The organism is Actinobaculum sp. 352 (assembly GCF_003957265.1).
GTDB lineage: Bacteria > Actinomycetota > Actinomycetes > Actinomycetales > Actinomycetaceae > Asp313.
In genome coordinates, this window is sequence record NZ_RQSN01000009.1 from 59,869 (window position 1) to 81,844 (window position 21,976).

The following is a 21,976-nucleotide window of genomic DNA, read 5'->3' on the forward strand; positions in this document are numbered from 1 at the left end:
GCCACAAAATTACGGGTACGCCGCTTGTCCGGCGCAGCATAACCGTCAGCTCAGTTTGAGGAGAACTTTCGACGATCCAGTAGATCGATCCCCGGCGGTTTCAAATGCTTCAAGCGCATCTTCTATATCGAAGGTATGCGTCAGCAGCGGCTCTACATTCAAGCCATCTGCCGTGGCCGCAATCGCATCCGTAATCTCATCAGAGAAACGGTAGGAGCCAACGTAGTCAATCTCCCGCGTTACCAATTGCCCCAGCGCTACAGGCACTTCGCCCGCTGGGAGATTGCCTACCTGCACAAACCGTCCACCGCGTACCACGGATAGAAAAACATCGCCCAGTGCGCGCGGAGCTCCAGAAGCATCGAAAGCAATATCGACATCAACCGGTAGCTCCTGGCCCGCCGACCGGTCAAGCACATGGTCCGCTCCAAGTTGTTCGGCGATACTAAGAGCCGTCGGCGATAGATCGGCCGCCCACACTTCAGCCGCGCCAGCATGCTTTGCTGCAGCAACTACCAGCGATCCTATTGGACCCGCGCCATTGACCAGGATGCGTTTACCCCGCACACCCCCGGCACGCCCAACCGCATGTATCGCCACACCAAGCGGTTCCGCAACCGCCCCATGCCGCGTAGAAACATTCTCCGGCAAGGGGCGAATCATTTCCGCACGCACCACACGATAGGTGGAAAAACCGCCCTGCTCGTGCGGTAGAAAAGCAGCCGAACCGAAATAACGGACCTCAGGCCACAGATTGTCTCTCCCCCGCAGATGCGCGGGAACATGATACTCCCCCACTGGTGTTGCGGGATTCACCGTCACAGCCTGCCCAAGTTCCAAGCCCGCTACACCGTCGCCAAGCTGGTCAATCCGACCTGCCACCTCGTGCCCAAGCACCAGCGGCTCCCGGAGAATGGCGGTGCCGGACGCACCGTGTTTCCAATACGCGAGGTCGGATCCACAAATCCCGCCATACTCCATTTTGATACGAACCTGGCCGGGACCGGCTTGGGGGTCTTCGATTTCAGTGACGCGCAGGTCACCTGCGCCATAGACAGTTACAGCTTTCATTATGCAGCATCCTTTGGATCGGTAAGGTCTCGTCCCGTCGTGTCCGGCATGAATACGGAGGAGAGGAAGGTCGAAGCAGAGTAGAACACCATCAAGCAAGCCAATGGAATCCACGACTTCGTAACTTCCACCAGTGTCGCGGCAACGAATGGCCCCATTCCCGCCGTGATGAGGTTCGGAATCTCTTTGGACAGCGCCAGCGCCTCGTAACGTCGTTGCGAGCCAAACATCTCCGCCATGGTGATGTTCTCAAGCGAGAAGAAAGCAAGCACCGACAAGTTGTGCAACGCAATATAACTGACGTAGAAGGTCAGGCTGCCCGGCTCCTGCGAAACAATAACGTGGAATAGTGGGAAGGCAAGAATCATTGCGCTGACCGTAATAGTGCGGTAGATAGCGCGTCGTCCGAATCGGTCTCCCAACAGACCAATCAGCGGAACCGTGACAAACCCAACCAGAGACGAGTAGATTACGACATTTGTGGCAACGGAACGCGGGAAGAGCAAGAAATCGACGATGAAGGAGACCAGGTAGGTCTGAATCATGCCGGAATTACCCGACTGGCCGAATCGTAGGAAGAAAGCAAACCAGAATGCCTTACCCGAGATCTTCGCCGTCGGCCTGACAACAACTTTCTCCAGATCCTTCTTTTTCTCCGGAATGGGCTGGTCATAGGCTTCCAGCAGCTCCTCCTGCGTCGCCTCGTAAACCGGAGTCTCCTTCAAATGAATTCTGATCCACACAGCAGCTACCATCACCAGCACCGAGCCGAGGAAGGGGATTCTCCATCCCCACGCAATAAGAGCCTCCTCCGACATAACTGCCACAAGGACTCCCCATACGGCCGATGCGAATAGCGTGCCGCAGTTCGTTCCAAGGGCAACCAGGGACGAGATAACTCCGCGATGCCTAGTTGGCGCATACTCCGCCAGCATGACCGCCGCGCCTGAGATCTCCGCACCGGCACCGAAGCCCTGCACCAGACGCAGGATGACGAGCAACAGCGGTGCAAGGAAGCCGACCTGGTTATAGGTTGGCAGGCAGCCAATAAGCGTGGTGGCCACACCCATCATCGTGATGGTGATGAAGAGGACTTGTTTACGTCCGACCCTGTCACCGAGTCGGCCGAAGTACCACGCTCCGACTGGACGTGCGAAGTATCCCACGCCATAGACGGCCATCGATGCCATAACAGCAACACCGGTACTTCCTTCCGGGAAGAACAAATCCTTGAACACCAGCGCAGCGGCTAACGAATAGAGCTGGAAATCCATGAATTCGAGCGCCGTTCCAAGCCACCCCGACATCGCCGCTTTGACCAAGTCGACGGTCGTTCGCTCGGCAAGCGGAGCCTTCGTCGGCTCGCTCACTGTTTCAGACATACGTTGTCTCCTTAACGTGCAGTCGCGCGGATCGCGCGAACTCTTTTCTGCTGCGGCGGAACCGCCATCCGGACCCTGCGATGTGGGACGGCAGCCTCGTATCACCGTCGCCCTACGGTTCGTGATCCGGAGTTCTCTCCGCCTGCCAAACAGATCGATTGAATCAATCCATGCTGAACAGATGTTCAGCTTAGATAAACACAGCGCTATACCGCGGGAATGAAGGAACCTTCCCCACACTCCCTTGGTAACGCGGCTAGATTGGTGGTTTCAGTTGTGTTGTTATACCTGTGTTAGTTCAGCTACCGCAGTGGTCGACTGCGCGCAGTTGGTATAGGCCGCCGGTAGCCGTGCATTTTTCTTACCGTTGAACCCGTGCACCTCCACCTGCCACTAGTCGCTCCACCTCATCCAACGATGCCATCGAGGTATCCCCGGGCGTCGTCATGGCCAGCGCACCGTGAGCCGCACCGTAGTCGACTGCGACGGCGACGTCGTCGAACTCCATCAGACCGTAGATCAGGCCGGAGGCGAAGGAGTCACCACCTCCAACGCGATCAAGAATCTCCAGATCATTGCGTTGCAGCGCCTGCGCGAAACCTTCCTTACGCGACCACGCGATAGCACCCCAGTCGTTAACGGATGCCGTTTTCACCGCGCGTAGAGTCGTGCCAACAACCTGAAGGTTCGGGTAGGACGCCGATACACGCTCAATCATTTCCTGGAAAGACGCGACGGGAAGCACAGACAGATTCTCATCCATTCCTTCCACCTCAAAGCCAAGCGCTGCGGTAAAGTCCTCCTCATTGCCGATCATCACGTCAACGTACGGCGCCAGCTCGCGGTTGACCTCCTGCGCCTTGGCCTGACCTCCAATTGACTGCCACAGTGACGGGCGATAGTTCAGATCGTAAGACACAGCGGTTCCGTAGCGCTTGGCAGCGCGCATCGCGGCCTTCGCCACCGCGGCCGTTGTTTCGGACAGCGCGGCGAAAATACCGCCCGTATGCAGCCAGCGCACACCCAGTTTGCCGAAAAGATAGTCCCAATCCACGCTGCTGGCATCCATCTGTGAAACTGCCGTGTTTCCACGATCAGAGCAGCCGACCGCTCCACGGACACCAAAACCTCGTTCGGTGAAATTAAGCCCATTGCGCACCGAGCGGCCGACGCCATCGGAAGGTACCCACTGGATGAAACGCGTATCGAGGCCGGAGGCGAGAATGAGGTTTTCCGCCAAAGCTCCTACCTCGTCACGCACGAGAGCGGTTACGATTGCTCCCTTCTTTCCAAAGCAGCGACGCAGCCCGCGCGCGACGTTGTATTCCCCTCCTCCCTCGTAGACATCGAAAGACCGTGCGGTGCGAATCCGTCCTTCCCCGGGATCAAGCCGCAGCATGACCTCTCCCAGAGCCACAATGTCATATGCGCAATCTACTGCCGGGCGCAGCGTAAGCCCGGTACTCATCTCTCACCCCTAGCAATCGCAATCGCCTGTGCCGAAAGGGCCGTTATCTCATCAAACTTGTGCTGTGCCACCATTGACCGGGTGATCATCCAGGAGCCACCGACCGAAGGGATAAAGGGCTGCTCCAGCCACTCAGTCATATTCGCGGCGCTAATGCCACCCGTGGGAAGGAATCGCACCTGCGGGAAAGGCGCCGAGAACGCCTTGAGTACCGGCAGACCTCCCATAGCTTGAGCGGGGAAAAACTTCACCGTCGTCATACCGGCATCGAGAATTGCAATGATCTCCGTTGGGGTTGCTCCTCCAGGTACGAACGGTATGTTCTGCGCCCGCGCGACCTGCGCAACCTCGGCAGAGAAGCCGGGCGAGACCAGGAAGGTGGCGCCGCGCGCAATTGCAGCCTCAGCCTGCACCGCGTGGATCACGGTCCCCGCTCCGACGGTCAGACCCTCTACCTGCCGCATTGCCTCGATAGCTGCGGCTGCCCCTTCGGTGCGGAAGGTCACCTCGGCACAGTGAATACCGCCGGCTACAAGTGCCTGGCCGGCAGCGAGGGCATCGCGCGGGTCATCGATAACAACAACGGGAACTACCGGATTTGCCGCCAGGAGTTCAGCGATCTGTTCTTCGCGCGTATCTTGCACGCCTAGTCACGCCCCTTAATCTTGGAAATTGCTTCGTACAATCCGTTCAGGTAGACCGCACCCATCGCCCGGTCATACAACGGATATCCCGGTCGCCCGGTCTCACCCCAGACCATGCGGCCATGGTCGGGCCGGACATACACATCCGGGCACGTGTCATGAATCGCCTCCATAATTGCTTCCATATCCAGCGAGCCGTCGGAGGAGAGATGCGCCGCCTCTTGGAAGTGTTTTTCGCCCAGATGCCGCACATTACGCACATGCGCAGCCGCTATGCGCCCGCGTTCACCGAATTCACGGAAGATGGTCGGCACATCATTGGATGGATTGGAGCCCAGCGACCCCGAACATACGCACAGTGAGTTCGCGGGCGAATCGACTAGACGGACAATCTTGTCGAGGTCGTCACGCGAGTTACATATGCGCGGGATTCCAAACAGTTCCCAGGCCGGATCGTCAGGGTGCACCGCCATACGGATCCCGACTTTTTCGCAGGTGGGAATGATTCCCTCCAGGAAGTAGCGATAGTTTTCACGCAGGTCGTCGGCGGAAATACTCTCGTATTGGGCAAGTACCGATTCCAGCTGCGAGAGCCGCTCCGGCTCCCAGCCGGGCAATGTGAATCCCCCTGACCCGGCGGCAGTGCGGGCGACGATCTCCGCCGGCGTCATTCCTTCCACGTCGGCGTGGTTGTAATAGAGACAGGTGGAGCCGTCCTCGTTTTCGTGGTAGAGCTCGGTGCGCAGCCAGTCGAATACCGGCATGAAGTTGTAGATCACGACTCGAATGCCGTATTCAGCCAAGTTTTTCAGGGTCTGACAGTAATTCGCAATGTACTGGTCGCGGGAAGGTTTGCCGAGTTTGATCTCTTCGTGCACATTAACCGATTCGATCACCTCGCACTCCAGGCCGGAGGCGTTGACCTGTGCAACCAGCTTTTGGATCGCCTCGCTCGCCCATACCTCTCCGGCTGCGTACTGGTTGAGCACGCCCATTATGCCGCTCATACCGGGAATCTGCCGGATGTACTGCAATGGAATGGGATCATAGGCTTCGCCGTACCAGCGAAATGTCATTTTCATGACTACTCACTCTCCTTATTGAGAACCTCAGCGAGAACAGCCCGGACTGCTCCCGGTCCGGCGATGAGTCGGCTGAAGTAGTTTTCGACTTTCGCCGCGAGCGGGGTTTCATACAGATCGACGGCGAAGATCTCCGCGTTTGCGAGGATGGGGTTGAGCGCCTCGTGCACATCAATGTGGTCGCCCAGTGCAATATGCGACACATGTGCTTGCAGCTCTTCCAGGAGCGGATCGGAAGAGGGCGTGAAGGGCGCGCCGTCGTCGGCAATCCCCATGAGGTAACGGCACCAAAGTGCGAATACCAGCGGAATGACTTCCAGTTGCTCCAGGCCAAGCCCACGCTCGAGGTATCGTTTGATCGTCTCACCGAAGCGGATAGGAAGCTTCTGGGACGTGTCCATGGCGATACGCGCCGGATCGTCAGGGAGATACCGGTTGGGAAAACGAACAGTTTCCACTTCTGTTAAGAAGTCCGCCGGGCTTACGATTCCCGGATCGACGACGACGGGTAGACCCTCGCTCCATCCCAGACGATGGACGAGTTCCGCCAGCAGCGGATCACGCATCTCCGCGTCAATCGTTGGAAAACGGAGTAGGCAGCCCGTCACTGCCAATGCCGTGTGCAAGGGATTGAGGCATGTGGTCACCTTCATATGCTCAAAGGCGTCGCATACCTCGCGACTGACCATTTGCACGCCGTATTCCTCGAAAGGTGGCCGCTGCGCCGCAAAATTGTCCTCGATAACAAGGTACTGAGCCGACTCTGTATTCACGAAGCCGGCAACCGGAGTTTGGCCCGCGGTCACGAGTCCCATGTCGGAAAAGCCAAGCTCGGCAAGGCCATCGGCCACCGACTGATTCGGCAGCGGTGTGATTTTGTCAATCACCGAGATGGGGAAAGCGACACGGCTGCCATCGCGTGCCCACGCCACGAACTCGGGCGATACTGCGCCTCGCTCCGCCCAGCCGGCGATAATGGTGAAAATGGCGTCCCGCAGCTTGTCGCCATTGTGGCTGAAGTTATCGCAGGACAGCAAGGTGATCGGCGGTCCCCCGGCCTCCCATCGGCGCAGCAAGAGGGTAGCGAGAAGCGCCATGGCATGCGACTGCTGCTGGTGAGGATCCGCAGTTATGGCGTGACGCGCAGCCGCGGCAAGATCGCCGGAAGAGTCACGCACTGCGTACCCCTTCTCCGTAATTGTGAGGGACACAAGAGTGACCTCCTCCCGCACCGCTACCTCCATCAAACGTTCGAAATCGGCTATCCGACTCGCGGCTAGTGCCTCGCTCATACCTGCAATCACATCGAGACTGCGCGTACCGTCGGGATTGAGGGTCACGCCGAGTGTCATCAGATCGTGCGGCGCCAATTGGAGATCTAATTTCGCAGCATCTCGCGGCACAACCGCCGTGATGGGCCATCGCTTCCCATCGGCAATCATGGAGTGTGCGATCTTTGCAATGAAGACCCGGAAGATATTTCCGGGGCCAAGATGTACCCAGCGGGGTGTTTCCCTTCCGGATGTCTGCATCTGTGCAACGTCGAAGGTCGGCACGGAAATACCCGCCGTCGCATAATCTGTGCCTTGTTTCAGCCCAGCGATACTGAGTTCCATACGGTCACCATTGAACCTGTCTACCTAGCGTTTACGATAGCAAAACGCTCGTTTGTCTTTTCAATACAATCATCCACACTTCGCGGTAAAGGCGATACCTCAGCAGAGGCTTTGTGGGCCATCCCACAAAATTGCCGTGAGCCGTGCACGAGCCCCTATCGTGTCCACGGCGATACGGACCATTGGAACCATGAGGAGCGAACGCGATCACTCGGCCCGCCGGGGCCGCAGTAGCGCCGATTAGGGACGGAGCAGCCCGTGTACCCAGCTTGGATAATTTGTCATATTCACACACGGTAAAATGCCGTTCATGGCAAGTACGAAACAGTTGGCGAGCGTTGCGCGAGCATTGACCATCCTTGAATACCTCGCCAGAGGAACCAACGATGGCATACCACTGACCACAATTGCCAAGGACCTGAAGATTAACAAGGCGACAGCCCACTCCACTCTCGCAACGTTGCGCGAGCGGGAATGGGTGGAGCAGGTGCCATCCACCGGCCACTACCGGCTCGGCGAGGGAATTCGTCCCCTCGCCGAGTACCGTACCGCCCGGCAACGTATCGTCGACGATCTTCACCCATCACTTGTTGCCATCTCGCGCCGTTTCAATGAGCTCGTGCACCTGGGCGCACTGAAGGGCCAGCACATCGTCTATCTCGATAAGGTAGAACCCGACCGCGCCATCCGCGTCGTCTCAAAGATTGGCCGCGAGGCCAGCGCCGTACGCACGAGTCTCGGCCGAGCACTAATCGCCAGCCAACCACAACGCGAAGAGAGCCTGCCCTGGTACATGTCCGACCTAGACCTGCAGTCATCTTCGCCTGAACGCAAGACCGATATTGAGCGAGCCGTTCGCGAGAACTTCCTCCGTTTCGACAACCTGGGATGGACAGAGGACATTGGCGAATTCGAAGACGGAATTGCCTGTGTCGCAATCCCGATAACGATCAACGGCAGCACGGATATTGCCATCTCCATTTCCACCCCGATCGAACGCATGAGTGAGAAACAGCGCCCGCTCTTCGCCCGTGGAATGGCGGAGGAGATCGCAAAACTACCGACTTCGGCCGCTGTCAGTGTCCCCGCCGCTCTCATCGTGTAGAAACAAGCGATTGCCGTCCTTGCGTTGAGCGACTACGGTAAAGACATGGATCTTTCACGACCAATGGCGCCCGATCCCTATGAGATTCTTCCCGCCTTCCCTGCCTTCACTCTCGCAAGTGCGGATCTTGAAGATGGTGCACCTATGCCACCGTTGTATGCCGGTGTGGGAGACAACATTTCGCCACAGTTGAGCTGGTCAGGATTCCCTGCTCACACTCGCGGCTTCACCCTCAATTGCTTCGATCCGGATGCTCCGACACCCGCCGGATATTGGCACTGGACTGTCATTGATCTCGATGCCGAGACAACCTCGTTGCGACGCGGGGCGGGTACCTCCGATCTGGCTTTGCCCGGCGATGCCCATCACGTGCGCAACGACAGCAACACGCTCTCATACACGGGTGCCGCTCCGCCGCCCGGTGATCGTCCACACCGCTACATCTTCGCCGTCCACGCGCTAGATGTGCCAAGCCTGGGACTCAACCCGCAGGAAGCCACCGCGACGGCCGTTGCCTTCCAGACACTCTTCCACACCATCGCGCGAGCGCGCCTTACCGTAACCTTCCAACGCTAAACGGGCTCAGGTACGCCGCCCCAACGGGGCGATACGCGACTTCGGCGTGCAGGCGCTTAGCCGCACTTCCAACACTAGCTTCAATCAGCTCGGAACGTGGGCCAGCATACCCGTGCCTTGCCTGTACACCTAGAGGATGAAGCCCGTGCCTTGCCTGGGCGCCTAGAGGATGAATATGCGGCACTCTCTGCCCGAGGATTCCCGTTTCGCCAGCACGGCTTCTCGCGCGCCGCATACCGTCAGCTGCCTTGACGCCGTTAAGCTATGGGCGTGTTTCATATCGTCTTCTACGAACCCCGAATCCCCGGAAATACTGGCGCCGCGATCCGACTTGCCGCTTGCACCGGTTCCACTCTTCACCTCATTGAGCCGCTTGGTTTTGACTTCTCTGACACGCATCTGAAACGGGCCGGTCTCGACTACCACGATCTCGCCAATGTTCATATTCATCGAGACTTCGATGCATTTCTCGGCACCGTTGTACCCGCGCGTGTCTTTGCCTTCACCGGCCACACCAGCAACAACTTCGCCGCGGCGTCCTACCAGCCGGGTGATGCGCTCCTATTCGGCCCTGAACCAAGCGGACTGCCCGCGCGGATCATCAGCCATCCCACGATAACGCAGGCGGTGCGAATTCCCATGTTGCCCGGTCTTCGTTCGCTCAACCTGACAAACTCCGCATCGATAGCTGTATACGAGGCATGGAAGCAAAACGGCTACGCGGGCGCATCCGATTTCTCTTGATACGATGCCGAGCTCGCACCCGAAGTTCACCGCGCGCCGGTGGCCTCCGCTGGCATATGCCACACAGCGGCGCGCTTCTAGAACCAGGAGGTTCCAGATCCACCCTCGTACGCCTCTGCAACCGGCCCCAGCAACTCGTCAACCGGTATCTCAAGCGCTTCCGCCAGACGCAGCAGAGTAAAGAACCGCGGGTTAGCCGCCTTATTCGAATGCCGATCAGAACGCGCCGCCTCCATAAGCTGATAGTGCCCGCGGTCTATACCTGCGCGCAACGCAACTTCCTCTTGTGATAGTCCGAGTTCCCGCCGACGGCGCCGCAAAGCTTCCGCCAGCACCGACGCGAAATACCTTTCAAGAGGGGAGGACTCAGCCATACCCCTAGCTTCAGAGGGTAAACCCCTCTATGACGACGGGGTATACCCCGCTGACCAGCACTTTTTCATTCTCCGCACCTCACGCCGACCGGCGATAGCGCAGTTCCCAACAGGCAACGGCACTGGCAGCAGCCACGTTGAGCGAGTCGACGTCTCCTGCCATGGGAATAGTCACGCGGTAGTCGGCATGCCCTATTGTCGACTTGCGTAGGCCTGCACCTTCGGTTCCTAGAATCAGCGCCAGGCGAGAATCGGCCCCCGAGCAACGGGGAAGCGCAGCGAAGTCATCCAACGGCACGGCATCCTCATCCAGCGCCAGCGCCGCGGTAACAAAGCCGACCTCGTGCAGCCGCGCCATGGAATGCGGCCAGTCCGCAATTCGTGTCCACGGGACTTGAAACACCGTCCCCATCGACACTCGCACCGATCTCCGGTAGAGGGGGTCGGCGCAATCGTTCGTCACAAGCACCGAATCCACACCGAGCGCGGCCGCAGAGCGGAAGATCGCTCCGACGTTCGTGTGATCGACGAGGCCTTCCAAAACGACAATGCGATGTGCGCCGTCGTCGCCAACACGCCGCAGGAGCTGCAATGGATCTTCCAGCGGCGGTCGATTCATACAGGCCAGCGCGCCTCGATGGAGGTGAAAACCGACTATCTGCTCCAGCTCGTGTTCTTCCGCCACAAAAATCGGGGTCGCACCGCCGTCGGGCGCACCCGTGGCCTTCTCAATAGCCGGAATCAGGTCGGGAAGCCACCGCGTTGCGGTGAGAAAGGAACGCGGCACATGACCAGCGGCAATGGCGCGGACAATCACCTTGGTGGACTCGGCGACATATAGACCATGCGCCGTCTCCAAGCGGCGTCGTAGAGCCACATCGGTTAAACCGGTGTAGTCGACCAGTCGTTCATCATTCAGATCACGAACGCTTACAAGCACGCACTCAGCCTGCCACGCTCCGTTCAGCCGCTCAAATGTGCACACGTGTGCTTGAAACGCACACAGTCGCGTCGTCGCCCAGAAGGGGCCGGAACGAATGACATCGCTCCGGCCCCATGGCGTGTACGTCTACCGCTGCAGCGGGTTTCCTCCGCCGAGCGGATCGTTCGGATCGAACGGCGGTATCGGAGGCTCCGGGGCATCCGGGCCGCTCGGCAAGTTCGGACGTTGTCCGGCTTCGGAAGCAGGATTGAACGGCTCACCGGCGGCAATAACCGACGCATCAGCCTCGTCCGCAGCCTTGCTCACCGCGCCCTTCGCATCTGCCAACGCTTCATCGATATCGGGCAGAGCAGTCTCTGCCAGCGACTCCGCAATATCGGCAGCGCCTTCAGCGTCAACATGACCAGGTCCCTCGCCATCGGCGTCACCGCCGAAGCCACGGGACACTGCCTGCAGCGCCGCCGTAAGCTCTGTCGGAAGGATCCACAACTTCGAGGAACTCGAGTTTGCGATCTGCGGCAGAGTCTTCAGGTACTCGTAGGAGAGCAACTTGGAATCCACATTGCCACGGTGAATAGCCTCGAAGACCTGCAAAATAGCCTTCGATTCACCTTGCGCCCGCAGGATGGTGGACTGCGCCTGACCTTCTGCCCGCAAAACGGCCGACTGTTTCTCACCCTCAGCGGTAACAATCTGCGACTGCTTCTCACCCTCGGCTCGGAGAATAGCGGATTGCTTCTCACCCTCGGCCGTCAGAATCGCAGCGCGCTTGTCACGCTCGGCCTTCATCTGCTGTTCCATCGCTCCCTGCACGGTCGGCGGCGGATCAATAGCCTTCAACTCAACACGTGACACCCGGATTCCCCACCGTCCGGTGGCTTCGTCCAGCACGCCACGAAGCTGTCCATTGATCTGATCCCGTCCGGTGAGTGCCTGCTCCATGTCCATGGTGCCGATGATGTTACGGAGAGTGGTCACGGCCAGCTGTTCAATAGCCGTCATTGGATCGGCGATCTCGTAAGTCGCGGCCTCCGGAACCGTCACCTGATAGTAAATAACCGTGTCGATCGACACATTGATATTGTCAGACGTGATCACCGGCTGCGGTGGGAAAGGCACCACTTGCTCACGCATATCAATGCGCTGGCGAGCCGAATCAAGGAACGGCACCAGGAAGTGCAGGCCAGGCTGCAACGTCTTGTGGTACCGGCCAAGCCTCTCAACGATTACCGTATAGCCCTGATGCACCATAAGCACCGCGCGGAATGCGGCGATCACGACGAGGACGAGTAGCAGAATCAAAACCAAAAGGAAGAAACTTCCCGCCGGGTTCTCGCTGAAATTCATGTAACTCCTTTACCTAGTCTCGTTGTTCTCCGGTGTCGGCCGCCCGCTTCCCGTTGCGTCCGCATGTGTGGCCACAACCGCGACGACGCCATCGATTGCCAAGACGACGACATCCGTGCCCCGTTCAATCCGTTCGCCGTTGGTGCGTGCAGACCAGACGTCACCGCCGATCTTCACACGACCCGCGCGTTCGTCCACATCCGTCACCGTATGCGCTGACCTCCCGACTTGCGCGTATACATTCCCCGCTGCTGCGCCCCGCGGATTAATGTGCCGCTTTGCCCAAGGACGTGCGAAGAAGACCAACAGGGCCGCCACTACGGAGAACATGATGATCTGCCATACCAGCTCACCGGTGAAGGCAGCGAGAATCGCTGTGGCAAGGGCCGCTCCGCCAAACATGAGGAAGGTGAAGTCGACCGTGAATGTCTCGATGATGACGCATGCGAGAGCGATAATGCCCCAAATTTCCCAACTCATGGGTACTCCCTTCTCGAGTGGCACTGTCAATCGGACCCAGTCTAACCGCCTTCGGTGACAACAGCAGCCCCAGGCCCTGGGGAGTAATCCCCAAGAGAACTCACTGCGTGACTACACGTTTGCCCGGGCGCTGAAACGACCGCCGTCACGCGCAACAGTCAGCGGTATTCCAAACAGCGCACTCAGGTTAGCGGAGGTTAAGATCTCTTCGATAGGCCCGGCTGCGAAAAGACGACCATCTGCTAACAGCATGACATGCGTGAAACCCTGTGGAATATCCTCCACATGATGGGTGACGAGCACCGTGGCGGGAGAAAAAGGATCTCCTGCCAACGCTGTCAGTGTTAGCAGCAGCGACTCACGTCCACCCAGGTCCAGCCCGGATGCAGGTTCATCAAGTACTAGGACTTCCGGGTTGGGCATGAGTGCGCGCGCAATGCCGACTCGTTTCCGCTCCCCCGATGACAACGTGGCGAAACTGCGATCCGCCAGCGCGGCTACGCCGAGTTCGCCTAGCAACTTTTCGGCGCGCCGCGTGTCCTCCTCATCGTACTGTTCCCGCCACCGTGCCAGATTCCCATAAGCAGCGGTTTGCACTACATCCAGCACCTTCTCTCCCGGAGGAATGCGCTGGTCCAGGGCGGCGGATGTCAGTCCCACCAGTGGACGTAGTTCACGCAGATCAACGCCTCCCAAACGCTCCCCGATAATCGCAACCTGGCCCCGCGTGGGATGCATCCGCCCGGAAATGAGTTGGACAACGGTTGTCTTTCCCGCACCGTTAGGGCCGAGGATCACCCAGTGCTCTCCCGCATTCACATCCCAGGTCAAACCGTCAACAATATTCCGGCCGCCACGGCGCACCGCAACGTCACGTAATGTGAGAACGTCCCCCATGGTCCTAAGCCTACCGGCTCCCTGCCCGCGCTTGGCGATCAGACCTCATAGACCAGCGATGATGTCGTCATAGAACTGGACCGTTGCATCTGCAATCGACTCCCAGGAGAATTCCTCTTCTACCCGACGCCGACCGGCGAGGCCCATCTGCCGCGCCCGCTGCCGATCAGAACACATGTCTTCCAGCGCCGCCGCCAGGTCGGCCTCGAATTTGTCGGGGTTCAGGGGGGTTCCGGTACCGTCGTTCAGCTGCTCGATGGGCACGAGGGTGCCCGTTACGCCGTCGTCAATGCAATCGGGGATTCCGCCGGTCGCCGTACCGACCACAGGCAAGCCGACCGCCATAGCCTCCAGATTGACAATTCCCAGCGGCTCGTAAATCGACGGTGTCACAAAGGTGGTCGAGCACGATTCAAGTTGAATGACACGCCGCCGCGGTAAGTGATCTTCGATCCACACCACGCCGGAGCGACGCGCCTGCAAGTCTTCAACCAGCTCGCGAGTCTCGGCCGCAATTTCCGGTGTATCGGGAGCACCGGCGCATAGGACTACCTGAATCTCGGGCGATACCTTGCCGAGTGCCCGCACCAGACCGGGCACACCCTTTTGCCTGGTGATGCGCCCAACGAAGACGATTGTCGGCTTGTCCGGGTCCAACCCGTAGGAGGCGAAATACTCCCGTGCTGCCGCGATTTCCTCCTCCGTTTTCGGGGTCTGCCAACTGTCCAAATCGATGCCATTACGAATAACGCGCACACGCTTGGGATTAATCTCCGGATAGCAGCGCAGAATATCGTCGCGCATCGCACTGGAGACGGCGACAATCCCGGCAGCGGCTTCATAGGCCGTCTTCTCCGCCCAGGAGGATAGGTTATACCCACCGGCCAACTGCTCACGCTTCCAAGGACGCAAGGGTTCCAGAGAATGGGCCGAGATGACATGCGGGACCTCATATAACAAGGCTCCGAGATGACCGGCCATATTCGCATACCAGGTGTGCGAATGAACGATATCTGCCCCCTGGCAATCCTGAGCCATCTGGAGGTCAACGCCTAGTGTACGGATCGCCGCATTTGCGCTATCGAGCGACTGCGGGTAGTCGTAGCCGTGCAGCGTCACCAATGCCGGAACTTTGTCGGCTTCGTCGGCACCGCGCGGCCCATCGAAGGAACGCACATGAACTTCAGCCCGGCTGGCAAGTACTCGGGACAGTTCGGTGACATGAACACCTGCGCCTCCGTATACATGAGGCGGGTATTCGCGGGTAAGCAGATCAACGCGCATAAGTTCTATTCCTTCCTTGTTCCGGGGCGTCGTCGCCGAGGTAGGTAGGACTACTCTACCGCGCTCCGGCACCACGTTCGCAGACCTCTCTACATTACGTGAGAATGACGTGCGATTCATCACTTTTTCGCATAAGCTGGCTATATGAAAGCAAACCCGCAAGTTCTCTCCATTGTTCTCGCCGGAGGTGAAGGTAAGAGGCTCATGCCGCTTACGCAGGACCGCGCGAAGCCTGCAGTACCTTTCGGTGGGATCTACCGCCTCATTGACTTTGCTCTGAGCAACATCGTCAACTCCGGATATCTGAAGATCGTGGTGCTTACGCAATACAAGTCCCATTCGCTTGACCGCCATATCTCGCGCACATGGCGCATGTCCAACCTGCTCGGGAACTACATCGCGCCGGTGCCCGCGCAGCAGCGAATGGGAAAGAACTGGTACCTCGGCTCCGCTGACGCCATTTACCAGTCGTTGAACGTCTTCGATGACGAACACCCCGATATTGTTCTCGTCACCGGTGCCGACAACATCTATCGCATGGATTTCTCGCAGATGGTGGAGCAGCACATCGACTCCGGATTCGACCTGACCGTCGCCGGCATTCGGCAGCCGCTCTCCCTGGCGCCGTCGTTCGGCGTTATCAATACTGATGCTCAGAATCCGCTGAAGGTGGCGGAATTCTTAGAGAAACCACAAGACACCACCGGCCTTGGTCTGCCGGATGCACCCGACCAGTTCCTCGCCTCCATGGGCAACTACGTCTTCAACGCCGAAGCGCTACGAGAAGTCCTTGTCGCCGACGCGGAAGACGAGTCCTCCAAGCACGATATGGGCGGCTCGATCGTTCCTCTGTTCGTGGACGACGGAAACTGCGGCGTTTACGACTTCACCTTCAATGACGTGCCGGGGGCTAGTGATCGCGACCGTAACTACTGGCGCGATGTGGGAACGATTGACGCCTACTATGAAGCCAATATGGATCTCATCTCGGTCAGCCCAGTGTTCAACCTGTATAACAACCGCTGGCCGCTACTGACCGGTTATACCGGGCTTCCGCCGGCCAAGTTCGTGTACGGCCACCACGAGCGCCTCGGCCACGCGCTCGACTCGATCATCTCACCCGGCGTTATCGTCTCCGGCGGCGAAGTGATCGGTTCGGTGCTTTCACCGGGAGTGCGCATCAATTCCTGGTCGTCTGTGCGCGAATCCGTCCTGCTCGACGGCGTTAACGTGGGGCGCAATGCCACCGTGGTGCGATCCATCATTGACAAGTACGTGACGATCGACGAGGGTGCACAGCTGGGTGTCAACCATGATCACGACCGTGCACGTGGCTTCTATGTTTCGGACGGCGGCGTGACCGTGGTGCCGAAGGGCGCCCACGTCACCGCCTAGCGGACACCGGACTCATTTTCCGACTATCTTCATACCGGGGCGGCGCGGACACATACACTGCTGTTATGTCCGACGTCGTCCCGGTTCGGTTTTCGCTCGCATCCTTGCGGCCCTTGCCGCACGGCTTGCTCACGCATACGCGTCACGCCTTCACACAGGCCTTTGGCGGCGCCGTTGAGAGTGCGCCACGATCTGCAGGCCTGTACACACGGAGTTTCACAACGACGGCGCCATTGCCGGAGGACCTGGACGAAGTACGCTCCCGGCTGCGCGGGCCCGCCATTGCGCTGGGCGTGGACTGTGCCCTGCTTACCGGCCCGCTCGCCGTGCACGGGCCACGCATGATTGTTACCGATGTCGATTCCACCTTCATCCAGGGCGAAGTCATCGAGATGCTGGCTGCGGCTGCCGGTACGGCGAGCATGGTCCGCGAGATCACGACACGTGCCATGCGCGGAGAATTAGATTTCGCCCAGTCACTACGCGAACGGGTGGCAACCCTGGCCGGCCTACCTGACTCCGTATTCTCTGACATCGCTGCGGGTGTTGACCTGACCGCAGGGGCAGCTGAAACCGTTCGAGTGGTCCACACTCAGGGCGGATACTTCGGCTTGGTGTCCGGTGGTTTTCACGAAGTGGTAGATCGTGTTGCTGAGCCACTCGGCATCGACAAGGTACTCGCGAACCGCCTGGAGGTCAGCGACGGGCTCCTTACCGGGCATACACGGGGACCGGTTATCGATCGAGCGGCGAAAGCCGAGGCCCTCACCGCCTGGGCGGACGAGTTCGCGATTCCCCTGGAACAGGTGGTTGCGGTAGGCGACGGCGCCAATGATCTCGACATGATGCGAATCGCCGGACTCTCGGTGGCATTCTGTGCCAAACCCGTCGTACTCGAAGAGGCCGATGCTGCCATCACCATCCCTCGACTTGACATGTTGCTCGCCTTACTCGGTTGGGACACCGACTCCGCTGAGTCTTCTTCCTCCACGCCTCGTGACACGCGCGCCGAGTAGCGGCTCGACCGCCACATGCGCATAAGCCCGGCAAGTCCACAACCACGCCCTGCATCAACGGTTCAAAGCCACATGCGGTATCGCCTGAGCCGGTCGATGCCGCATTTGACCCTGCCACAATGTCAGACCCCATACTGGGGCCATGGCCGAAACCACGAGACTCATGACGATTGGCGAGTTCAGCAACCTGACTCGTCTGTCCGTGCGGATGCTGCGTCACTATGACGCTCATGGCGTTCTGATACCCGCCGATGTGGATCCGTGGACCGGATACCGTCGCTATGCTCCACATCAACTGCAGGATGCGGTCGACGTGCGCAATCTACGCGACGTCGGGTTCGGCGTTTCCGCCATCTCAGCTCTCCTCGCCGCCCGCGGAACCCCGGCATGGTCGTCCGCGTTGGAACTCCAACGCGAGACCCTGCTCGGGGAGACGCGCGCCGCCCAGGCTCGGCTGACTCTTATCAACCGACTAATCGAAGGAGAATCTACCATGTCCATTACTATCGAGCGCCGGGTTATTCCCGCCATGACGATCGTGGCCCTCCGGGGCATCGTTCCGACCTATGCCGATGAGGGTCTGCTATGGCAGCGGATGATGCCGGAGATCACCCGGCAGGGCTTGCAGGCCACTGGTCCGTGCGGTGTTATCGAGCATCACGACGAATACATCGAACACGATGTCGACGAGGAGATCTTCCTCCCGATCGCGCCCGGAACCGAAGTTGCTCCACCGTTAGTGGTGCATGATCTGCCGGAGAGGGACTGCCTTGTTGCACGTGTGGTCGGTCCCTATGATCAAATCACGCAGGCGCATGATCTGATCGCTGACCGCCTCGCCAACGACGGGCTGGTTCCTCTCGCCGACGGCACGCTGGCCGCCCGTGCATTCAATCTTTACCTCAATATGCCCGACTCCGTGCCAGCGGAGGAGCTTATAACGGAGGTCTATATGCCGCTACACGGCTGAAAGGGGGTACGCAGCTGAAATCTGATGCCATTGTGTGACCGATAGTGCGAGAGCCCGTGCACCAAGCGGCCCGACACGCACACCGCCGCTATATTCGATGCTGGTGACCGTTCGTGCCGTGCTGGCCGCCGGGCTCTCGCCCCGCTCGCAGAGTCCTCGCAGCACACAGAATCCTCGCATCACACTCGACAAGAGCGAATCGGTGACCTTCTAAATTGGATACGCTGACCGAGAATAATCGTGCCTCCACACGTGCGCGACGGCGTGCCAATATGCCGCAGTGTCCTCCTGCGTTACGGTGAGCCCTGCACACTGTGTCAGGCCTATGTGACCGGCCCGGAGGATTGCCAGACGGTTGCTTTGGTCATGTCCGACCCGGATTTGAAAGCCGAATTGCGCGCGGACGCTCCCCTGGCTCCGGTCCCCGCCGCTATCGGGTTAGAGGGGCGCGCAGCGCACTGACCATGCGCACACTGGAGCGATCGACCTCACTCCACTGCGGCGCCTCCCCCACCGCAGCCATTGCCGTGGAGAATCCGACTCCCAACTGCGAGGCAATCGGTGAGGTGGGCGCCGTTAGAAGGCGGGTCGTCAGCGATATTGTCGGCTCGTGACCGATAACCAGCAGGGTGCTCACCTCGCTCGGAACTCGCCGGATTTGCTCCAGAACCCCGGTCCAGTCGCACACGTACAGACTCCGTTCTTCCAGCATCCTCGCAATAGGTAAGCCGCCGGAGAGCAGGGCACGCGCTGTTTGCCGCGTACGGGTCGCGGCGGAAACAATTGCCAAGTCCACCGCCGAAACCCGAGCGACGAGTGCCGCGGCCTGCCTGGTGGCCTGTTCACGCCCAGCACCGCTGAGCGGTCGGTCGTAATCATGTCCACCCCGTTCGGCCTGTGCATGGCGCATGAGAATCAGAGTGTTCATCAGGACAATCCAATCAGGTCGAGATAGTCATCCGACCACAGGTCCTCGTCGCCGTCGGGCAGGATGAGCACCCGTTCGGGGCGCAACGCTTGAACCGCGCCCTCGTCGTGTGTCACCAGTACGACCGCGCCCTTGTACCGCGTCAATGCCGAAAGAATCTCGGTGCGCGATGCAGGATCGAGGTTATTTGTCGGTTCGTCGAGTAACAGGACATTCGCAGCCGAGACCACCAGCATCGCCAGGGCGAGGCGTGTTTTCTCCCCTCCCGATAGCACGCTCGCCGGTTTGGCGGCATCATCACCCGAAAACAGGAACGAACCGAGGATGGAACGCGCCTGGGTATCGTCGAGTTCCGGAGCAACACGCCGCAGATTCTCCTCCACGGTCTGCGCGCTCTCGATAGTTTCGTGTTCCTGCGCGTAGTAGCCGATTTTCAGACCGTGCCCGGCGATCACCTGCCCGGTATCCGGATCTTCAATATCCGCAAGCAGTCGCAGCAGAGTCGTCTTGCCGGCTCCGTTCAGTCCGAGTACAACAACGCGACTGCCTCGGTCAATGGCGAGATCGACGCCGGAAAACACCTCGAGTGAACCATACGATTTCGATAGCCCCTGCGCCGTCAGCGGTGTGCGGCCGCAGGCGGCCGGCTCCGGGAAACGTAGATGTGCCACCTTGTCCGCCTTGCGCGCGTCCTCGAGTCCTTCCAGCATCTTCTCCGCCCGGCGTGCCATATTCTGTGCCGCTACCGCCTTGGTCGCCTTGTACCGCATCTTGTCCGCCTGTGCCAGTAATGCGCTCGCTTTCTTCTGGGCGTTCGCCCGTTCCCGACGGCGGCGGCGCTCATCCGTCTCGCGCTGCTTAAGGTAATCCGACCATCCCATGTTGTACACGTCCAGAGCCGCCCGATTGGCATCCAGGTGCCATACCGTGGTCACCGTGTCTTCCAATAGTTCAACCGAGTGGGAGATCACCACGAAGCCGCCGCGGTAGTTCCGCAAGTATTCACGCAGCCATACAATCGAGTCGTGATCGAGGTGGTTGGTCGGCTCGTCGAGCAGGAGCGTCTGTGCCTGCGAGAACAGGATACGTGCCAACTCGACCCGGCGGCGTTGCCCGCCCGATAGTGTGCCCAGTTGTTGATCGAGCACGCGACCGGGCAGTCCCAGAGAGGCCGCCATCTGCGCCGCCTCCGCATTGGCAGCCCACCCGCCGGCGTTCGTGAACTCCTGGTCGAGGCGCACGTAACGTTCCATCGCCTTGACCTGCCGGGCGCCGCTCAGCGTCGACATGTCATGTTCAGCCTTCTGGATACGTCGGATGGTCGCGTCAATGCCACGAACGGAGAGAATACGGTCGCGCGCCAACTGATCGGCGTCACCGGTGTGCGTGTCCTGCGGCAGGTAGCCAATCTCGCCGGAGCGTGTGATGGTCCCGGTGTATTCGATAACATCCGACGTGACGCCTTCGCCTGCCAGAAGCCGTGTTAACGTCGTCTTCCCGGCACCGTTACGGCCCACCAGGCCAATCCGCATTCCCTTATCGACGCGGAAATTGGCGTTACCGAGCAGCTCACGGGTGCCGATGCGCATGGTCAGGTTCTGGGCGTTGATCACCCCGTTAGCCTACTGAGAAGCACGTGGCTCGGCATTTCCGCCGCGTGTGACGTGCATTCCGCACGGATTCTTCTAAGTATTCATCCTGCCAACGTCCCGGCGAATATCAACCTGTCGGTGTTCCGGTGTCGCTATGCTCGGAACATGTCCATGAACGACGGAATCAAAATCGACGGCGCACGCGTACAACGCCGAGGACGAGGTTCGGCCACCTACGCAGGTATTGGCGGAGTAGGAATCATAGGCATGATCGTGTATTTCCTCTTAACGGGGCAAATGCCCGATTCCTCCACATTCCAGGGAACCGAGAACAACAATGTCACCTCCGCCGACGGTGCAGATTACAGCGAGGAATGCCGCACCGGCGCGGACGCGAATGCACACACCGAATGTTGGATGGTAGCCACCGCCGAGTCACTGGACGCCTATTGGGCAGATGCTCTGCCTGCCCAGACCGGGACCGCATATAGTCAGCCGTCCTTCGTTATTTTTGACGGAGCGACTGTAACCGGCTGTGGCAACGCCACAGCCTCCATTGGGCCCTTCTATTGCCCCGCGGATCAGACCGTGTACCTGGACATCAGTTTCTTCAATCAGCTCGAAACACAGTTCAATACGGAGAATTCGACCTTGGCACAGGCATACATCGTCGCGCACGAATTCGGCCACCATCTGCAAAACGAACTCGGCTATCTTGACCGTATCGAGCGTGGAGACACGGGGGCGAATAGCACGCAGGTACGTTCCGAGCTGCAGGCCGATTGCCTGGCAGGTGTGTGGCTGCGCCAGGCCTCCACCACTATTGACCCGGAGTCCGGGGAGCCATTCCTCGTGCCGCCCACCGAGGCGGAGCTACAAACCGCGATTGACGCCGCATCTGCGGTGGGGGATGACGCCATCATGGAGAACGCCGACCTCACGGTGAACACGGAGTCATTCACTCACGGCTCGTCGGAGAAGCGCATGCAATGGCTCATGCGCGGCTACAACGGCGGATCGATTGCTTCCTGTAACACTTGGAGCGTCACCACACCCTGAGAC

The 21,976-nt window shown here is 59.4% G+C and carries 22 protein-coding genes; 8 read left to right on the top strand and 14 right to left on the bottom strand.

Translation table 11 applies throughout. The features are described from left to right. Window positions 1–45 precede the first annotated feature (45 nt). The 6 genes from EKN07_RS09960 to EKN07_RS09985 form a co-directional block, all read right to left on the bottom strand. Window positions 46–1,071, bottom strand: coding sequence for an L-idonate 5-dehydrogenase (locus EKN07_RS09960; RefSeq protein WP_126146307.1), 1,026 nt, complete (start codon window positions 1,069–1,071; stop codon window positions 46–48). After that, window positions 1,071–2,453 (bottom strand): MFS transporter, encoded by a 1,383-nt coding sequence (locus EKN07_RS09965; protein WP_108715649.1) that lies wholly within the window; start codon window positions 2,451–2,453, stop codon window positions 1,071–1,073. Before EKN07_RS09965 ends, EKN07_RS09960 begins: the two co-directional genes overlap by 1 nt. Window positions 2,454–2,814: 361 nt before the next feature. Continuing rightward, window positions 2,815–3,921, bottom strand: a complete 1,107-nt coding sequence (locus tag EKN07_RS09970; protein WP_126146308.1) for a sugar kinase — start codon at window positions 3,919–3,921, stop codon at window positions 2,815–2,817. Continuing rightward, entirely contained in the window at window positions 3,918–4,565 is a 648-nt protein-coding gene (gene eda / locus EKN07_RS09975) for a bifunctional 4-hydroxy-2-oxoglutarate aldolase/2-dehydro-3-deoxy-phosphogluconate aldolase (protein WP_164505479.1), read from the bottom strand. Before eda ends, EKN07_RS09970 begins: the two co-directional genes overlap by 4 nt. A gap of 2 nt (window positions 4,566–4,567) precedes the next feature. Further along, complete coding sequence (locus EKN07_RS09980; protein WP_108715651.1) at window positions 4,568–5,647, bottom strand: mannonate dehydratase; 1,080 nt, start codon at window positions 5,645–5,647, stop codon at window positions 4,568–4,570. 2 nt (window positions 5,648–5,649) lie between these two features. Then, window positions 5,650–7,263 carry a mannitol dehydrogenase family protein gene (locus tag EKN07_RS09985; RefSeq protein WP_126146309.1) on the bottom strand — a complete coding sequence of 538 codons (1,614 nt, stop codon included), beginning with the start codon at window positions 7,261–7,263 and terminating at the stop codon, window positions 5,650–5,652. A gap of 310 nt (window positions 7,264–7,573) precedes the next feature. Between EKN07_RS09985 and EKN07_RS09990 the strand changes: the two genes are divergently transcribed. From EKN07_RS09990 to EKN07_RS10000, 3 genes are all read left to right on the top strand, one after another. Next, window positions 7,574–8,368, top strand: a complete 795-nt coding sequence (locus EKN07_RS09990; protein ID WP_164505480.1) for an IclR family transcriptional regulator — start codon at window positions 7,574–7,576, stop codon at window positions 8,366–8,368. A 45-nt stretch (window positions 8,369–8,413) separates the two neighbouring features. Continuing rightward, window positions 8,414–8,944, top strand: a complete 531-nt coding sequence (locus EKN07_RS09995; RefSeq protein ID WP_108715654.1) for a YbhB/YbcL family Raf kinase inhibitor-like protein — start codon at window positions 8,414–8,416, stop codon at window positions 8,942–8,944. A 270-nt stretch (window positions 8,945–9,214) separates the two neighbouring features. Then, window positions 9,215–9,688, top strand: a complete 474-nt coding sequence (locus EKN07_RS10000; RefSeq protein WP_205647207.1) for a tRNA (cytidine(34)-2'-O)-methyltransferase — start codon at window positions 9,215–9,217, stop codon at window positions 9,686–9,688. A 77-nt stretch (window positions 9,689–9,765) separates the two neighbouring features. On the opposite strand, the gene EKN07_RS10005 is transcribed toward EKN07_RS10000, so the two are convergent. From EKN07_RS10005 to glgA, 6 genes are all read right to left on the bottom strand, one after another. Continuing rightward, window positions 9,766–10,062: a helix-turn-helix transcriptional regulator gene (locus EKN07_RS10005; protein ID WP_108715656.1), complete on the bottom strand. Its 297-nt coding sequence runs from the start codon at window positions 10,060–10,062 to the stop codon at window positions 9,766–9,768. A gap of 79 nt (window positions 10,063–10,141) precedes the next feature. Continuing rightward, entirely contained in the window at window positions 10,142–11,002 is an 861-nt protein-coding gene (locus tag EKN07_RS10010; protein ID WP_108715657.1) for an RNA methyltransferase, read from the bottom strand. Between the two features lie 129 nt (window positions 11,003–11,131). Then, window positions 11,132–12,352, bottom strand: a complete 1,221-nt coding sequence (locus EKN07_RS10015) for an SPFH domain-containing protein (RefSeq protein ID WP_108715658.1) — start codon at window positions 12,350–12,352, stop codon at window positions 11,132–11,134. Window positions 12,353–12,361: 9 nt separating this feature from the next. Further along, a complete protein-coding gene (locus EKN07_RS10020) occupies window positions 12,362–12,832 on the bottom strand; it encodes an NfeD family protein (protein ID WP_108715659.1) in 471 nt (156 codons plus the stop codon). Window positions 12,833–12,943: 111 nt separating this feature from the next. After that, entirely contained in the window at window positions 12,944–13,729 is a 786-nt protein-coding gene (locus EKN07_RS10025) for an ABC transporter ATP-binding protein (protein WP_108715660.1), read from the bottom strand. 45 nt (window positions 13,730–13,774) lie between these two features. Beyond that, a complete protein-coding gene (gene glgA / locus EKN07_RS10030) occupies window positions 13,775–15,013 on the bottom strand; it encodes a glycogen synthase (protein WP_126146310.1) in 1,239 nt (412 codons plus the stop codon). Window positions 15,014–15,157: 144 nt separating this feature from the next. Between glgA and glgC the strand changes: the two genes are divergently transcribed. The 4 genes from glgC (at window position 15,158) to EKN07_RS13190 (ending at window position 18,856) form a co-directional block, all read left to right on the top strand. Further along, the gene (gene glgC, locus EKN07_RS10035; protein WP_108715661.1) at window positions 15,158–16,408 is read left to right on the top strand and encodes a glucose-1-phosphate adenylyltransferase; all 1,251 of its coding nucleotides are present in this window, start codon (window positions 15,158–15,160) and stop codon (window positions 16,406–16,408) included. 65 nt (window positions 16,409–16,473) lie between these two features. After that, window positions 16,474–17,424 carry a phosphoserine phosphatase SerB gene (gene serB, locus EKN07_RS10040; RefSeq protein WP_240611192.1) on the top strand — a complete coding sequence of 317 codons (951 nt, stop codon included), beginning with the start codon at window positions 16,474–16,476 and terminating at the stop codon, window positions 17,422–17,424. A gap of 142 nt (window positions 17,425–17,566) precedes the next feature. After that, a complete protein-coding gene (locus EKN07_RS10045; RefSeq protein ID WP_108715662.1) occupies window positions 17,567–18,394 on the top strand; it encodes a MerR family transcriptional regulator in 828 nt (275 codons plus the stop codon). Between the two features lie 264 nt (window positions 18,395–18,658). After that, window positions 18,659–18,856 (top strand): DUF6767 domain-containing protein, encoded by a 198-nt coding sequence (locus tag EKN07_RS13190; protein ID WP_346962694.1) that lies wholly within the window; start codon window positions 18,659–18,661, stop codon window positions 18,854–18,856. Here EKN07_RS13190 and EKN07_RS10055 read toward each other — a convergent pair. Together EKN07_RS10055 and abc-f are read right to left on the bottom strand one after the other, a co-directional pair. Then, on the bottom strand, window positions 18,825–19,322 hold the full coding sequence (locus EKN07_RS10055; RefSeq protein WP_108715663.1) for a histidine phosphatase family protein: 498 nt from the start codon (window positions 19,320–19,322) through the stop codon (window positions 18,825–18,827). The genes EKN07_RS13190 and EKN07_RS10055 overlap by 32 nt on opposite strands. Beyond that, window positions 19,322–20,935, bottom strand: coding sequence for a ribosomal protection-like ABC-F family protein (abc-f, locus tag EKN07_RS10060; protein ID WP_126146311.1), 1,614 nt, complete (start codon window positions 20,933–20,935; stop codon window positions 19,322–19,324). The genes EKN07_RS10055 and abc-f overlap by 1 nt, the downstream gene beginning before the upstream one ends. A 144-nt stretch (window positions 20,936–21,079) precedes the next feature. Here abc-f and EKN07_RS10065 point away from each other — a divergent pair, with 144 nt between their 5' ends. After that, window positions 21,080–21,973 carry a neutral zinc metallopeptidase gene (locus EKN07_RS10065; RefSeq protein WP_126146312.1) on the top strand — a complete coding sequence of 298 codons (894 nt, stop codon included), beginning with the start codon at window positions 21,080–21,082 and terminating at the stop codon, window positions 21,971–21,973. The last annotated feature ends 3 nt before the right edge of the window (window positions 21,974–21,976 follow it).